This window comes from Pseudomonas sp. HP_14, from assembly GCF_055283875.1.
This window is the reverse complement of record NZ_JBTOQI010000046.1, coordinates 179,306-194,548: the sequence shown is the minus strand read 5'-3', so window position 1 is coordinate 194,548 and position 15,243 is coordinate 179,306. Positions and strand designations below refer to the sequence as shown.

At 57.9% G+C, this 15,243-nt stretch carries 12 protein-coding genes; 4 read left to right on the top strand and 8 right to left on the bottom strand.

Features of this window, described 5'->3' with window-relative positions:
• The first annotated feature begins 54 nt into the window (after positions 1-54).
• From ACYASS_RS26360 to ACYASS_RS26345, 4 genes are all read left to right on the top strand, one after another.
• Positions 55-1,173 carry an efflux RND transporter periplasmic adaptor subunit gene (locus tag ACYASS_RS26360; RefSeq protein ID WP_463588262.1) on the top strand — a complete coding sequence of 373 codons (1,119 nt, stop codon included), beginning with the start codon at positions 55-57 and terminating at the stop codon, positions 1,171-1,173.
• Positions 1,170-2,237: an efflux RND transporter periplasmic adaptor subunit gene (locus ACYASS_RS26355; RefSeq protein WP_463588261.1), complete on the top strand. Its 1,068-nt coding sequence runs from the start codon at positions 1,170-1,172 to the stop codon at positions 2,235-2,237. The genes ACYASS_RS26360 and ACYASS_RS26355 overlap by 4 nt, the downstream gene beginning before the upstream one ends.
• A complete protein-coding gene (locus tag ACYASS_RS26350; protein WP_463588260.1) occupies positions 2,234-5,332 on the top strand; it encodes an efflux RND transporter permease subunit in 3,099 nt (1,032 codons plus the stop codon). The genes ACYASS_RS26355 and ACYASS_RS26350 overlap by 4 nt, the downstream gene beginning before the upstream one ends.
• 176 nt (positions 5,333-5,508) lie before the next feature.
• Entirely contained in the window at positions 5,509-5,967 is a 459-nt protein-coding gene (locus ACYASS_RS26345; protein ID WP_463588259.1) for an REP-associated tyrosine transposase, read from the top strand.
• A gap of 365 nt (positions 5,968-6,332) precedes the next feature.
• Here ACYASS_RS26345 and ACYASS_RS26340 read toward each other — a convergent pair whose 3' ends face one another.
• The 8 genes from ACYASS_RS26340 to ACYASS_RS26305 form a co-directional block, all read right to left on the bottom strand.
• A complete protein-coding gene (locus ACYASS_RS26340) occupies positions 6,333-6,959 on the bottom strand; it encodes a class I SAM-dependent DNA methyltransferase (RefSeq protein WP_463588258.1) in 627 nt (208 codons plus the stop codon).
• 41 nt (positions 6,960-7,000) lie between these two features.
• Positions 7,001-7,645, bottom strand: a complete 645-nt coding sequence (locus tag ACYASS_RS26335) for a methionine ABC transporter permease (RefSeq protein WP_027899910.1) — start codon at positions 7,643-7,645, stop codon at positions 7,001-7,003.
• Entirely contained in the window at positions 7,635-8,765 is a 1,131-nt protein-coding gene (locus tag ACYASS_RS26330; RefSeq protein WP_463588257.1) for a methionine ABC transporter ATP-binding protein, read from the bottom strand. Before ACYASS_RS26330 ends, ACYASS_RS26335 begins: the two co-directional genes overlap by 11 nt.
• Before the next feature lies 1 nt (position 8,766).
• Complete coding sequence (locus ACYASS_RS26325) at positions 8,767-9,555, bottom strand: MetQ/NlpA family ABC transporter substrate-binding protein (protein WP_463588256.1); 789 nt, start codon at positions 9,553-9,555, stop codon at positions 8,767-8,769.
• A gap of 138 nt (positions 9,556-9,693) precedes the next feature.
• Entirely contained in the window at positions 9,694-11,052 is a 1,359-nt protein-coding gene (locus tag ACYASS_RS26320; protein ID WP_463588255.1) for an LLM class flavin-dependent oxidoreductase, read from the bottom strand.
• Complete coding sequence (locus tag ACYASS_RS26315; protein WP_463588254.1) at positions 11,052-12,257, bottom strand: SfnB family sulfur acquisition oxidoreductase; 1,206 nt, start codon at positions 12,255-12,257, stop codon at positions 11,052-11,054. Before ACYASS_RS26315 ends, ACYASS_RS26320 begins: the two co-directional genes overlap by 1 nt.
• A gap of 24 nt (positions 12,258-12,281) precedes the next feature.
• Positions 12,282-13,529: an SfnB family sulfur acquisition oxidoreductase gene (locus ACYASS_RS26310; protein ID WP_463588253.1), complete on the bottom strand. Its 1,248-nt coding sequence runs from the start codon at positions 13,527-13,529 to the stop codon at positions 12,282-12,284.
• A 433-nt stretch (positions 13,530-13,962) separates the two neighbouring features.
• Positions 13,963-14,691: a hypothetical protein gene (locus ACYASS_RS26305; protein ID WP_463588252.1), complete on the bottom strand. Its 729-nt coding sequence runs from the start codon at positions 14,689-14,691 to the stop codon at positions 13,963-13,965.
• Between the last annotated feature and the right edge of the window lie 552 nt (positions 14,692-15,243).

Genomic DNA, 15,243 nt, shown 5'->3' with positions numbered 1-15,243 from the left:
GCCACCCACTGTTTACAGCGAGGCACGCGCACGGCATCCGCATAAGGAGTCTGCATGCCCGCTTTCCCCCCAAGATTGGCGTTGTTTGGCCTGACGTTGTCGCTGGCGATTCTGACCGGCTGCGGCGAGGAAAAACCTGCTGACGCCAACCTGCCACGTGTCTATGTGCAGGAAGTCGCATCCGCTGATTACGCCGCTCAGGTCGCATTGACCGGTGATGTTCAGGCCCGGGTGCAGACTCAGCTTTCATTCCGCGTGGGCGGCAAGATCATTCAGCGAATGGTGGATGTGGGCGATCGCGTCACGGCCAGGCAAGTGCTGGCGCGGCTTGACCCCAAAGACTTGCAGACCAACGTCGATTCCGCCGTGGCTGCTGTCGCCGCAGAACAGGCCCGTGTGACGCAAACCCGAGCAGCATTTGTGCGACAGGAAAAACTGCTGCCCAAGGGTTACACCAGCCGCAGCGAATACGATTCCGCACAGGCCGCATTACGCAGCAGCCAGAGCGCGCTCAACGCGGCGCAGGCTCAGTTGGCGAATGCCCGTGAGCAATTGAGCTACACCGCGCTGGTGGCTGATGCACCGGGTGTGATTACTGAGCGTCAGGCGGAAGTCGGGCAAGTGGTCCAGGCCACCGTGCCGATTTTCGGCCTTGCCCGGGATGGTGAGCGTGACGCGGTGTTCAATGTCTATGAGTCACTGTTCGCGCAGGCGTCCGGTGATGAGCCGGTGGTGGTGACGCTGCTTGATAACCCGCAAATCAAAACGATCGGCAGAGTCCGTGAAGTGACCCCGGCTGTGTCAGCCGAAACCGGCACCGTGCAAGTCAAAATCGCCCTCGAGAAATTACCCGATGGCATGGACCTTGGCTCGGTGGTCAGCGGGGCGTTGACTACACGGGGCAAAGCCAGCGTCGAACTGCCGTGGGCCGCTTTGACCAAAGGCTTGGGCGATCAATTGGGCAAGCCAGCGGTGTGGGTGGTGGACGATCAAGGCAAAACCAATTTGCGCGCCGTCACGGTCGGCCGCTACCTGACCGCCAAAGTCATCATCACCGATGGCTTGAAGCCCGGTGAAAAGGTCGTGGTGGCGGGTGGGCAGTTGTTGCACCCGGACATGCAGGTGGATATTGCTGCTCTTGAACAACAGAAAACCGAGAAGGTGCAACCATGAAGCGCCTGTCGTGGTTGTTATTGCTACCGCTGTTGAGCGCGTGCAGTAAGGAAGAGCCCGCGCCGGAGCCAGTGCGCCCCGTGCTTCATGTCGAAGCCAATGCGATTTCTGAGGAAAGCCTTGGACGTTTCGCGGGCAACATCGAAGCGCGTTATGAAAGCACGCTCGGTTTCCGGGTGGGCGGGCGAATTGCTCAACGCAATGTCGACGTTGGCAGTGAGGTCGCTAAAGGTGCCTTACTTGCCACGCTGGACCCTACCGATCAGCAGAATAACGTGCGCGCTCGCCAGGGTGATCTGGCGCGTATTCAGGCGCAGTGGATCAACGCGCAAGCCAGTGCCCGACGCCAGCAGGAGTTGTTTGACCGGGGCGTGGGTGCCCAGGCGAACCTGGATGTCGCGCAGACCGATCTTAAAACCACCAACTCATCGCTGGAGCAAGCCCGCGCAGCCTTGAGTCAGGCTCAAGACCAACTGGGTTACAGCGAATTGCGCTCTGATCACGCCGCGATCGTTACGCGCTGGCAGGCCGAAGCCGGTCAGGTGGTCACCGCCGGGCAAGAGGTCGTGACCCTGGCTCGTCCGGACGTCAAAGAGGCGGTGATCGATTTGCCGGGCTCGCTGGCTGATCAGTTGCCTGAGGGCGTCGAGTTCAAGGTCGCCAGCCAGCTTGATCCGCAGATCAATACAACAGCAACGTTGCGCGAAATCGAGCCGCAAGCCGAGCGCTCCACCCGCACCCGCCGTGCTCGACTGACCCTGAAAGAGACGCCGGAAGCCTTCCGCTTGGGTACCGCCATCAGCGTCAGCCTCAGTTCGGCTATCGCTTCGCGCACAGAGTTGCCGATCAATGCGCTGCAGGAAGTCGATGGCAAGGCGCAGGTGTGGATCATCGACAGGCAAAACCAGACGGTTAATCCTCGGGCGGTGCACGTCATCAGCCGTACGGGCGACAGTTTTGTATTGAGCAACGGGATCAAGCCCGGCGAGTGGGTGGTGAGTGCCGGGGTCAACAGCCTCAAGCCGGGCCAGAAAGTTAAAGTCGATGAGGAAAGCCCGCGATGAAAGGGAGTTTTAACCTGTCCGAATGGGCCATCAAACACCAGTCGTTTGTCTGGTACCTGATGTTCGTCGCGCTGCTGATGGGCGTGTTTTCCTACATGAATCTTGGCCGTGAAGAGGATCCGTCCTTCACGATCAAAACCATGGTCGTACAAACCCGCTGGCCGGGTGCGACGGTGGACGAAACCCTTGAGCAAGTCACCGACCGCATCGAGAAGAAACTCGAAGAACTGGACTCCCTGGACTACGTGAAAAGCTACACGCGTCCGGGGGAGTCAACGATCATGATTTTCCTGCACGACACCACTTCTGCCGGCGACATTCCGGAAATCTGGTATCAGGTGCGCAAGAAGATCGACGACATCCGCGCGCAATTCCCGCAGGGCACCCAAGGGCCGTTTTATAACGACGAATTCGGTGATGTGTACGGGTCGATTTACGCGTTCACGGCGGATGGTTTTTCCATGCGTCAGCTGCGTGATTACGTCGAGCAGGTACGCACGGAAATCCGCGAAGTGCCTGGGCTGGGCAAGGTCGAAATGATCGGCCAGCAGGACGAAGTGGTGTACCTGAATTTTTCTACCCGCAAGCTCGCGGCGCTGGGCCTGGATCAAAGCCAGGTGGTGCAAAGCCTGCAATCGCAAAACGCGGTCACGCCTGCGGGTGTGATCGAGGCCGGGCCGGAGCGGATTTCGGTGCGGACTTCGGGGCAGTTTGCCTCGGAGAAGGATTTGGCTGAGGTCAACCTGCGTCTCAATGATCGCTTCTATCGTTTGAGTGATATCGCCGACATCACCCGTGGTTATGTCGATCCACCGAAACCGATGTTCCGCTTCAACGGCAAGCCAGCCATTGGTCTGGCCATCGCGATGAAGAAGGGCGGAAATATTCAGGAATTTGGTAAAGCGCTGCACGGGCGCATGGATGCTGCGACGGCCAACCTGCCGGTGGGTGTGGGCGTACACAACGTCTCGGATCAGGCCGAAGTGGTTGAGAAGGCGGTCGGCGGCTTCACCAGCGCGCTGTTTGAGGCGGTGGTGATTGTATTGATCGTCAGCTTTGTCAGCCTTGGCGTGCGCGCCGGGCTTGTCGTCGCCTGTTCAATCCCGCTGGTGCTGGCCATGGTCTTTGTGTTCATGGAATACAGCGGCATCACCATGCAGCGGATTTCCCTCGGCGCTTTGATCATCGCTCTCGGCCTGCTGGTGGATGACGCGATGATCACGGTGGAGATGATGGTCACGCGCCTGGAAATGGGCGAAACCAAGGAGCAGGCCGCCACTTACGCCTACACCTCGACGGCCTTCCCGATGCTGACCGGTACGCTGGTGACTGTCGCCGGGTTCGTGCCCATCGGCCTCAATGCCAGCTCGGCGGGGGAGTACACCTTCACGCTGTTTGCGGTGATTGCCGTGGCGATGCTGGTGTCGTGGGTGGTTGCGGTGTTGTTCGCGCCGGTCATTGGCGTACATATCCTGAGCGCCAACATCAAGAAAAAGGACGAGAAAGAAAAGGAAGGGCGCATTGCCCGCGGCTTCAACAACAGCATGTTCTGGGCGATGCGTCATCGCTGGATCACCATCATTTTCACCATCCTGCTGTTTGTGGCGGCGGTGTTCTCCATGCAGTTCGTGCAGAACCAGTTCTTTCCTTCCTCGGACCGCCCGGAAATCCTCGTTGACCTGAACTTGCCACAAAACGCTTCGATCAATGAAACCCGCAAGGTGGTGGACCGATTTGAAGCGACGCTCAAGGACGACCCGGACATTGAGCGCTGGAGCACTTACATCGGCCAAGGCGCTCTGCGCTTCTACCTGCCGCTGGACCAGCAACTGGAAAATCCGTACTACGCGCAGTTGGTGATCGTCAGCAAAAGCCTGGAACAGCGCGCCGGGTTAAGTGAACGCCTGAACAAGCGCCTGCGAGAAGAGTTTGTCGGCATCGGCAGCTTTGTTCAGCCGCTGGAAATGGGGCCTCCGGTGGGGCGTCCGCTGCAGTATCGGGTGAGCGGTGAAAACATCGACAAGGTCCGCCAGCACGCCATTGAACTGGCCACTCTGCTGGACGCCAACCCTCATGTTGGCGAGATGATTTACGACTGGAACGAGCCGGGCAAGGTTCTGCGCATCGACATCAATCAGGACAAGGCGCGGCAGTTGGGCTTGTCGTCTGAGGACGTGGCCAAGCTGATGAACAGCATTGTCAGCGGCTCGCCGGTGACTCAGGTGCGCGATGATATTTACCTGATTGATGTGGTCGGTCGTGCCGAGGACGCTGAACGTGGCTCGCCGGAAACCCTGCAGAACCTGCAGATCGTGACACCGGGTGGCACTTCCATTCCGCTGCTGGCGTTTGCGACGGTGCGTTATGAGCTGGAGCAGCCGTTGGTCTGGCGTCGTGATCGCAAGCCAACTATCACGGTTAAGGCAGCGGTGGCGGATGACATGCAGCCAACGGATCTGGTCAAGCAGCTCAAACCTGAGATCGACAAGTTTGCTGGCGGTTTGCCCGCTGGCTACAAGGTCGCTACGGGCGGCACCGTTGAAGAAAGCGGCAAGGCTCAAGGACCGATTGCCAGCGTCGTGCCGCTGATGATCTTCCTGATGGCGACGTTCTTGATGATTCAACTGCACAGCGTGCAGAAGATGTTCCTGGTCGCCAGCGTTGCGCCTTTGGGCCTGATTGGTGTGGTGTTGGCGCTGATACCCACGGGTACGCCGATGGGCTTTGTGGCGATCCTCGGGATATTGGCGCTGATCGGTATCATCATCCGTAACTCGGTGATTCTGGTGACGCAGATTGATTCCTATGAACGCGATGGATACCTGCCGTGGGATGCCGTGGCCGAAGCGACCCAGCATCGCCGTCGCCCGATTCTGCTCACCGCAGCGGCCGCCAGCCTGGGCATGATCCCCATCGCCCGGGAAGTATTCTGGGGCCCGATGGCCTACGCCATGATCGGCGGCATCATCATCGCCACCTTGCTGACGCTGCTGTTTCTGCCAGCGCTGTATGTGGCGTGGTATCGGATTAAAGAGCCGAGTGACGCGGAGCGGGAGCAGGCTGAGAAGGGTGGTGAGCCAGTGCAATCGAGTTGAGTTCTTCGCGGGCAAGCCCAGCTCCCACAGTTAATGCAAGCACCGTGGGAGCTGAGCTTGCTCGCGATGGCCGCGACTCAGCTCTAATGCCAGACACATCCAGCCAATTAATCCAGAGCAGCAGATCACCCGCGTGATCTACCTTTTGAGTTCCACTAGAGCTCAAAGGCAATGGAATGCGATCTCTTCATCGATCTCGAACGCTACGTATTGGCCGCCACAGCGAAGAAGGTCGGATCTATCTAATCACCGTCAATACTAAAGACCGCCAGCCAATATTCGGTGACTGGCGAGTAGGTCGTCTTGCTGCAAAGCAGTTCGTGTTGGCAGAGCGTGATGGCTTGGCTCATTCACTTGCCTGGGTAGTCATGCCTGATCATTTTCACTGGTTGCTGGAGCTCAAGAGTGGTTCGCTGAGCCGAGTGGTTGCGCGTACCAAATCTCGTGCCTGCGTGCTGGTGAATGCGGCCCAAGGCCGAACCGGAAGTATCTGGCAGCGCGGCTTTCATGATCATGCGGTTCGGCAAGAGGACGATTTGAAGGGCTTGGCCCGGTATCTGATCCTCAATCCTGTAAGAGCGGGACTGGCCCACCGGGCGGGGGACTATCCGCTTTGGGATGCTGCTTGGGTTTAACCTGGCCTTCGATAGAGTCGAGGCTATCGCGAGCAAGCTCTGCTCCCACAGGACGCGTTTGTCTGGCTGGAATGCGGTTTCTGTGGGAGCCGGGCTTGCCCGCGATAAGTGCGACTCGGTGTTAAGCCTTGCGCCAAACACTCGCTAACCAGGGCTGTTGTTTCCGAGGTAGTCCAGCAGGGCGGTAATAGTGTTCCAGTTCAACAAACCCCGAAGCAGTGAGTGATTCATACCAGAGTTCAGGAATTCGTAGGTCGAGTCGCCTTTATCGCGAGCAAGCTCTGCTCCCACAGGAATCGCGTTTATCTGGCTGGAATGCGGTTACTGTGGGAGCCGGGCTTGCCCGCGATAAGGGCGACTCGGTGTTAAGTCTTACGCCAAGCACTGGCCAACCAAGGCTGCTGTTCCCGAGGCAATCCAGCTGGGCGATAGTAATGCTCCAACTCGACAAACCCTGCTGCATTGAGCAGTTCGCGCCAGGATTCCAGGTTGTGATACGAGCCATACCGTGGGCCGTTCCAGCCTTCGCGGTTGTCGCCTCTCGGGTTGGAGCTGAACAGTACGCCGCCGGGTTTTAGCGTGGCGTGGAGTTCTTTCAGTACGCGGGGCAGTTCCTGTTTGGGGATGTGAAACAGCACGGCGTTGGCGAAAATGCCATCGAAGCGCTCAGCAGGCAGATCCAGCTCAAGGAAGTTCTGCTGCCACACTTCACAGCCCGTTTCAGCCCTGGCCATTTCAGCGAAGCGCTCGGAGCCGTCCAGGCCAACCGGCACATGACCCATACTGCTGAAAGTTTTCAGATCACGGCCCGGCCCGCAGCCGAAATCCAGAATCTTCCACGGCGCTACACCCTCAATATGGCGCAGCAACGCGGCGATGTTCTGGCTTACATCGTGGTCACGGGTGCCTTCGCGGAAGTCCTCGGCCACTTGGTTGTAGTGGCCGAGGGTTTGGTCGGTGATCTGTGCGAGGTCTTGCGCTTGGAGCTTCATGGCGAGTCTGTCTGAGCAGTAAGGTGCCAAATATAACTCACTCAGCGCTTATTCAGACCTCTGGCCAGACGATCGCCGCCCAGTTGAATGACGGCCACCAGAATCACCAGCAACACGATCACGGTCAGCATGATCTGGGTATCAAAGCGCTGATAGCCGTAACGGTAAGCAATGTCACCCAACCCGCCCGCGCCAATCGCACCGGCCATGGCCGAGGAGTTGATCATGGTCACCAGCGTGATGGTGAAACCACCGACGATGCCCGGCAGTGCTTCAGGCAGCAGCACGTGCCAGATGATGTGCCAGCGGCGGCAACCCATGGCCTGCGCTGCTTCGATCAGTCCGTGATCGACTTCACGCAAGCTGACTTCCGCGATGCGCGCGAAGAATGGCGTGGCCGCGATGGTCAGCGGTACGACCGCAGCCCAGACGCCATACGTGGTGCCGACGATCATCCGGGTGAAGGGGATCAGCGCCACCATCAGGATCAGAAACGGAATCGAGCGGAACAGGTTAACGAAGCCGCCTAGTACCTGGTTGAGTGCGGGCGCTTCATAAATTCCGCCTTTGCCGCTGGTGACCAGAATCACGGCCAGCGGAATGCCCAGCACTAAAGCGATAAAAGACGAAACACCGACCATCAGGAAGGTATCAATGGCGCCTTGCAGCAAACGATCAAACCACATAGCCCAGTACCTCCGCGTGTTGCGCCTGTTTGCGCGCCTGATTCAACAGCGTGTCGATGCTGTGCGGTGAGCCTGCCACTGACAGCAGCAAGTGGCCCAGCGCGTGTCCCTGAATCCGTTCAACGCCGCCTTGCAGCAAACTGACGCGGCCACCCAACGCTGCAAATAACGCAGCCAGGTCGGGTTCTTCACCGCTGTCGCCGGTGAAGTGCAGGTCCAGCACGACTTTGGCGTCCTGCGTTTGCGGGTCGGCAGCTAGCCGCGCTTGCAGGTCGTCGGGCAAACCATGTTGCAGCGGGGCGAGCAGGGTTTTACTCACCTCATGCTGCGGGTTGCCGAATACTTGCCAGACAGGCCCTTGCTCGACAACGCGGCCCTGCTCGAGGACCACGACGCGGTCGCAGATATCGCGAATCACGGCCATTTCATGGGTGATCAAAATGATTGTGAGGCCGAGGCGCTGGTTGATCTCGCGCAGCAGACCGAGGATCGATTGTGTGGTCTCCGGATCCAGCGCTGAAGTGGCTTCGTCGCAGAGCAGAATCGCCGGGTCATGCACCAGTGAGCGGGCAATGCCGACGCGCTGTTTCTGGCCGCCGGACAATTGCGCCGGGTACGCCTTGTGCTTGTCCTGCAGGCCCACCAGTTCCAGCAGCTCAGTGACTTTGCGCTGACGCTGCTCCTTGGGTACACCGGCAACCTTGAGTGGCAGCTCGACGTTTTGCCACACAGTCTTGGCTGACATCAGGTTGAAGTGCTGGAAGATCATGCCGATGCGTCGGCGCAGCTCCACCAGCTTGTCTTCGTTAAGCTCACCAATGTCCGTTTGTTCGATCAGCACCCGACCGCTGCTGGGTTGCTCCAGGCGGTTAATGGTGCGGATCAGCGACGATTTGCCTGCGCCGCTACGGCCTATGATGCCGAAAACTTCGCCTTTCTGGATCGCCAGATCGATGTTCTGCAGGGCATCGACTGGGCCTTGCTGACCTTGGTAGGTCTTGCCCAGGTTGATGAACCGCACGTGCGCGCGGTTCAGGTCGGCGTGCAATTCTGATTGCTCTGCCGAATGCGCTGCGCCCGTCGGTTCAGGTGGCAGTTTGTGTTGCACGGATGCATTCATATCAACCTTCCCAGCCGGCTTGGTAGAGCTTGCCGTTGACCTTGTCCAGGGTGGCGCGCACGACTGGCGAGTGCTGGTAGATGTCGATGAATTTGGCCAGGCGTGGATCGTTTTTGCTCTGCGGCTTGATCACGAACTGGATGACGTATTCCGGGTGATCAAGGCCATCAAAGAGGATCGCTGATTCGGCATCGAAGGTTTTCGACAGGCGGATATAGGCCGGATAACCCTGAACCAGATCAGCGTCGTCGTAGGCGCGAACCAGTTGCACGGCCTCGACCTGAATGATCTTTATCTTTTTCGGGTTAGCGACAATGTCTTCTTCGGTGGCTTTGTAACCCACGCCTTGCTTGAGGGTGATCAAACCAGCCTTGGCCAGCAGTTGCAGACCGCGACCGCTGTTGATCGGGTCGTTGGCGATGGCCACGGTGGCGCCGGTTGGCAGTTCATCGAAGCTTTTGTACTTCTTGGAGTACAAGCCGACGTTATTGATGATCCCCGGCGCGTAAGGCACCAGATCAAACCCGGCGGCTTCTTTGGCGTTGGTCAGAAACGGAATGTGCTGGAAGTAGTTCACGTCGATATCGCCCGCCGCGAGGCTGACGTTAGGCGCGATCCAGTCGGTGAACTCCACCAGCTCGACCTTCAGGCCTTGCTTGGCGGCTTCCTGAACAGCGGCTTCGAGCGGAATGGCGAACGCCGCGGTGGTGCCGACTTTCAGCGGCGCGTCGGCGGCATGGGCGGTGAGGGTCAACAGGCTCAGGGCCAGGGTGCTGATGAGTTTTTTCATGGTAGATGTCCGGTGTGTTGCAGGGGTTAGTTGTGTTGTTTGTTGGTTTGATCGCATTCCATTGTGGGAGCGAGGCTTGCCTGCGATTGGGTTTCCACGCCATCGCGGGCAAGCCGCGCTCCCACAGGATCTACGCCCTCAGCGGGATCGGTAACTGGCCCCGACATGCCGTTCTGGCAACCGCGCGCCACCTTCTGGAAATAACTTCTCGCGCAGGCTGCCGGTGTCGTAAGCGGTTTTGTATGAGCCGCGGCGTTGCAGCTCGGGGATCACCAGGTCGATGAAATCCATGTAGCTTTCCGGGGTGACGATGCGGGTCAGGTTGAAGCCGTCCAGACCGGTTTCGGCGATCCAGGATTCCAGTTCGTCCGCGATGTGTTCAGGCGACCCGACCAAGGTGATGTAGCGTCCGCCCAACGCGTGTTGATCGAGCAGTTTCTGCCGGGTCCAGTCGTTGTTCTTGAGGTTCTTGGTCGCCGATTGAATGGCGTTGCTCTTCACGTACTGAATAGGCTCATCCAGCTCGTACTGAGAGAAGTCGATACCGGTTGAAGCGGCAAAATGTGCAACACCGGCTTCGGCGCTGGCGAATTCGCGATACTCCGCAAGCTTGGCCCGCGCCTCGGCTTCGGTCTTCCCGACAATCACGTTCAGGCCCATGAACACTTTGATGTCTTCAGGATTGCGTCCGGCTGCTGCGGCGCTGTCACGCACCTTGTCGACCTGCTCCCGGGTCGCGGCCTTGTTCTGGCCGCTGATGAACACGCACTCGGCATGTTGCCCGGCGAACTGCAGGCCGCGATCCGAACTGCCCGCCTGAAACAGCACTGGCGTACGTTGAGCGGAGGGCTCGCACAGGTGATAACCCTCAACCTGATAGAACTCGCCTTCGTGGCGGATCTTGTGGACCTTGTCCGGCTGGGCGTAAACCCGCTGCTCGCGGTCGTTGATGACCGCGTCGTCTTCCCAACTGCCTTCCCAGAGTTTGTAGAGCACTTGCAGGTATTCGTCGGCCTGATCGTAGCGCCGGTCATGCTCGACTTGCTCGGTCAGGCCCATGGCCCGCGCAGCGCTGTCCAGATAACCGGTAACGATGTTCCAGCCCACCCGGCCCCGGCTCAGGTGATCCAGCGTCGACATGCGTCGGGCAAACAGATAAGGCGCTTCATAAGTCAGGTTGGCGGTCAGGCCGAAGCCGAGGTTTTTGGTGACGGCGGCCATGGCTGATACCAGCAGCAGCGGATCATTGACCGGCAACTGGATGGACTCTTTGAGCGTCACATCCACCGAGTTCTGATAGACGTCATACACGCCAACGATATCGGCGATGAACAAGCCATCGAACAGTCCACGCTCCAGCAATTGCGCCAGTTCGGTCCAGTATTCGAGTGTGTTGTATTGGGTCGAGTTATCCCGTGGGTGAGTCCACAGACCATGATTGATATGGCCAATGCAGTTCATGTTGAAGGCATTGAGCAGGATCTTTTTCTTCGCCATTAAATCGTCCCCCGCAGCGGAGGGTTTTTGTCGTTCAGGTAGTAATTGCCGATGGCGTGGTACTTCCAGCGCACCGGGTCGTGCAGCGTGTGGACGCGCGCGTTGCGCCAGTGCCGGTCCAGACCATGCTCGGCCAGAGTGGCCTGGCTTCCCGCCAGTTCGAACAACGTGCTACCTGCCGCGAGTGAGATTTCAGTGCTGATGGCGCGGGCTTCGGCAACGGCGATTGACGCGGCGGCGACGTTCTCGGCGTTGCTGTCGGCCTGGGCGATATCCAGATATTCCCCGGCACGATCCAGCAGCGCTTCTGCGGCATACAGACGAATGCTCAGTTTGCCGAAGCTGCTCAAGGTCAGCGGGTCGTCCACGGCCTTTTCGATGCCCGAGTCGATCCAAGGGCGGGTGCGCGTACGAACGAAGTGCAGAGCGTCTTCGAAAGCTGCCCGGGCGATGCCGGTGTCGATGGCTGCATGGAGGATTTGTGCCAATGGCCCGACGGTGGTGGGCCGTTCAAAAGCGCTCTGGAAGGGCACCACATCAGCAGCATCCACATAGACGTTCTCAAAGACCACCGAACCGCTGCCGGTGGTGCGCTGACCGAAGCCGCTCCAGTCGTCGATAACGCTCAGGCCTTTACTGTCGGCCGGGACGAACGCCAGCTGCTGGACACCATTTTCGTCGATCACTGAAGTGGGAATACGCTGCGCATACAGTGCGCCAGTGGAGTAAAACTTACGGCCGTTGATGCGATAGCCTTCGCCGTCTCGGCTCAAGCGAGTGGTGCGGTCGTGGGCTGTTTTGGTACCCAGCTCTGCCAGCGCATTACCGAAGCGCAACCCGGCCAATGCTTCGGCATACAGACGTTTTTGCTGTTCCGGACTGCCGTTGACGCGCAGGACTTCCAGAGCATAGAAGTGGTTTTGAGGGATTTGCCCCAAAGATCCATCCGCCTCGGCGATAAGGCGGATGACTTTTGCCAGGGTGACGTTCGAGACGCCTGCGCCGCCAAACGCCTTGGGCACACTGATGCCCCACAGGCCGGAGGTGCTGAAAAGATCCAGTTCGGCATGGGGTAGCCGACGCTGCTGATCACGTACCGCGCTTTCCCGTTTGAAGTGCGTGGCCAGTTCCTGGGCAATGTGCAGGGCTTGCTCATCGTTTTCGATGAGTGCAGCACGGTCCCGTAGTGGGGAATGCAAACTCATGACGCTGTACTCCAGTGGTCTGGTTTAAATCCACGAATGGCGGGCAGGCAAGGTGCCGTTAAGGTGCCACGCGCCGATGGCGTGGTATTTCCAGCGCACAGGGTCATGGAGGGTGTGCACGCGAGCGTTGCGCCAGTGCCGGTCGAGGTTGAATTCGGCCAGGGTGGCGCGGCTGCCCGCCAGTTCGAATAGCTTTTCACTGGCAAGCAACGACACTTCGGTGGTGAGCACTTTGGCGCGGGCCACGGCTATCGAGGCGCGGGCAGCGGAGAATTCGTCGATGGCACCGGCGTTGACCTCATCAAGGACTTTTGCTGCTTCGCGTAGCAGTGCTTCAGCCGCATGCAATTCCAGCTTGAGTTTGCCGATGTCGGCGATCACGTAGAGGTCATCGCTGGCACGCTCTACCTGAGCGTCAACCCAAGGGCGCGAACGTTCGCGCACAAACTCGATGGTGTCGTCGATGGCGCCACGGGCAATGCCTGCGTCGATCGCTGCCTGGATCAATTGCGAGACTGCGCCCTGAATATTGGGTGTCAGTGACAGGCGCCAGTTTTCGACAACCAGTTCGCTGTGTACCTCTACGTTTTCCAGCAGGACCGTGCCGCTGGCTGTGGTGCGTTGGCCGAAGCCAGACCAGTCGTCGATGATGCGCAGGCCCGCGCTGCCGCGTGGCACAAAAGCCATGATTTGCCGGCCTTGATCGTTCAGTGCTTTGACTGCAACCCAGTGGGCGAACAATGCGCCGGTGGAGTAGAACTTCTGGCCGTTGATAACCAGGCGTCCGTTGTGTTGACTGAGGCGCGCCTTGAGCTCCAGGGTATTTTTGGTTCCCCGCTCAGGCCCGGCATTCCCGATCCGCCAGCCGTCGAGCACGCTTTTGAGCAAGGTTTTTTTCTGCTGCTCGTTAGCGCTGCCCAGCAACAGGTGAATGATGCCGAACTGGTTCTGTGGGATTTGGCCCAAGGCGGGATCAGCCGCAGAGATGATTTTGAATACTTCAGCGATGGTGACGAACGAGACCTGCGGGCCGCCGTAAGCGCGGGGAATGGAGATACTGCCCAGTCCGCTACGGGTGAACGCTTCGATCTGCGACCAGGGAAGCTGACGTTGCGCATCACGCTCTGCAGCGTTTAAGCGCGCTTGCGCAGCCAGTGCATGCGCGGCGTCTATGGCCTGTGCGTCATTGTGCAGTATCCGCGCAGGATGAAGCGGCGGTGCGATGTCCGAACCGAACTCGATCAAGGGGGTGTGAGACGTTGAAACGACCATTCAGACCTCGCAAAAACGCCCTGTAGAGAGCGATAAAAAAACACGATGTCCGGTGGTCCGGTGCATATACCCTAAAGCGACAAAAAAATTAAATATACGAATATTTTGGAATAAGCATAGAAGACGAACAGCTCGGCTGTTCAGACGGTTTGTGCATAGGTCAGGCATGTTCCGAGCAGCACAATGAGGATGCAGATTTTGACAGGTTTACTGACGTTCATGAAAGCGGTCCCGAGTGGTGAAAGGTCACTCAGAAAGCCTAGTCAGTCGCGGGGTCATTTAATTAGGTGCAGTTGTAGGCAGGTATGAAAAATTTTGTAGGAATAATCTTGAGAGGTCCTTCTTTGTGAGCGAGTTGACATTTAACAACGTCAGCCAATACGCGAAGTTATAGTCACTTCGCATATTGGCGTGGTTTGAAAAGTGTTCAGTTTTACCCAATATGATTATCCAGGGTGCTGACACTGATTTCTCGCGGCGGGGCCCATCGAGAGTTATTGCCAACTCGATCAATAACGCAATAGGTCACCTCCAGTTTCGGTTCATCACCGGCCTCGCGAATCAATGTTGCGGGCACGAGTAGCTTGATGGGCTTGCCAACGTTGTCTGCATCCAGCGGCTCCAGATCCATGCGTAGATCGCCCCAGCGCAGAGTGATTTCATCCCAGGGCGCCATATTCAGATAGGGTTCAATCGACAGTGGCAGGCCTTTTTTGACATCGCTGGTGAACAGACCATTGCGGATGACAGTATCCGGCAGAGAGACCGGAGCCAGCCCTTGGTTCTCCTCGCAGCTGTCATTGATCAACAGGCCACCGGGCATGTCCAGCTTCACCCTGAGCCTGCGGCAGGGCGAGTTGATGGGGATGCCGCCGATTTTCATAAGTCGGTAGTAGGTCTTGATCGTGCCGCTTTGCAGGAAGCTTTCCGGTACGCGCAGGACCATGGTGTAGCCAACGTCAGACCTGTCCAGAACTTTGGATGCCACGTAACTGCCACCCCAGAATAATTCGATCAGATCGCCTGCCTCCATGTTCGGGTAGGGATCAATGTTGACCAGCAAGTGGGCGGCCGCACGGATGCCGACGCCGTGCCTGTGGGCTTGCGGAACGTAAGGTGGGAACAGTTTTTGACTGCCTGGTTTGCCGATAGTGTGAGTCATGTCTGAATGCCCGTCATTATTGAATGGGTTATTGTTAGTTGTAACAAAATCAGTGATCGGATCATTGGAAGTTTCCCTAAGTCAGCCGGTAGATAGTTAACGTATAGTTCGGGCTTATGGGAAGCATTACAAAGTGTCGGGAAATCCCTCTTGCAACTACTTCGGGGTGTTGAACGTTTCTGTTGTTCTTGAGCTAATGTGGTTTACGCATAACTGTCAAGGCGCGAATGAGTTGAATGTTGGGCATGCGAATAAATAAGATTATTCCTACGTGATTTATACGAACTGTTTACCGTCGCGGCTTGGTCAGTCCTACCTGCAGAAATATAAGGTTATGTTTGTCGTGAATAAAAACCTGCTAGCTGACAAAGCGGACAAAAGTCCGCGCGAGCGAAGGCCGCGCCTTCACTCTTATTGAGGGTAATGAAGGAGAGGGTTACGTTCGGTTTTCTTGATGGTTTTTCGGCGGCGAGGCGAATGGATCAGCGGCGAGTTTGATCGATTGATTGATGTACAAATGTAAGGTGAATAGAAACAGCGCCAGAGGGCGCT

Coding starts and splice junctions, on each gene's coding strand:
- ACYASS_RS26360 (WP_463588262.1), top strand. CDS start 55: ATGCCCGCTTTCCCCCCAAGATTGGCGTTGTTTGGCCTGACGTTGTCG.
- ACYASS_RS26340 (WP_463588258.1), bottom strand. CDS start 6,959: ATGAAGCTCCAAGCGCAAGACCTCGCACAGATCACCGACCAAACCCTC.
- ACYASS_RS26315 (WP_463588254.1), bottom strand. CDS start 12,257: ATGAGTTTGCATTCCCCACTACGGGACCGTGCTGCACTCATCGAAAAC.
- ACYASS_RS26320 (WP_463588255.1), bottom strand. CDS start 11,052: ATGGCGAAGAAAAAGATCCTGCTCAATGCCTTCAACATGAACTGCATT.
- ACYASS_RS26345 (WP_463588259.1), top strand. CDS start 5,509: ATGCGATCTCTTCATCGATCTCGAACGCTACGTATTGGCCGCCACAGC.
- ACYASS_RS26330 (WP_463588257.1), bottom strand. CDS start 8,765: ATGAATGCATCCGTGCAACACAAACTGCCACCTGAACCGACGGGCGCA.
- ACYASS_RS26335 (WP_027899910.1), bottom strand. CDS start 7,645: ATGTGGTTTGATCGTTTGCTGCAAGGCGCCATTGATACCTTCCTGATG.
- ACYASS_RS26310 (WP_463588253.1), bottom strand. CDS start 13,529: ATGGTCGTTTCAACGTCTCACACCCCCTTGATCGAGTTCGGTTCGGAC.
- ACYASS_RS26350 (WP_463588260.1), top strand. CDS start 2,234: ATGAAAGGGAGTTTTAACCTGTCCGAATGGGCCATCAAACACCAGTCG.
- ACYASS_RS26355 (WP_463588261.1), top strand. CDS start 1,170: ATGAAGCGCCTGTCGTGGTTGTTATTGCTACCGCTGTTGAGCGCGTGC.
- ACYASS_RS26305 (WP_463588252.1), bottom strand. CDS start 14,691: ATGACTCACACTATCGGCAAACCAGGCAGTCAAAAACTGTTCCCACCT.
- ACYASS_RS26325 (WP_463588256.1), bottom strand. CDS start 9,555: ATGAAAAAACTCATCAGCACCCTGGCCCTGAGCCTGTTGACCCTCACC.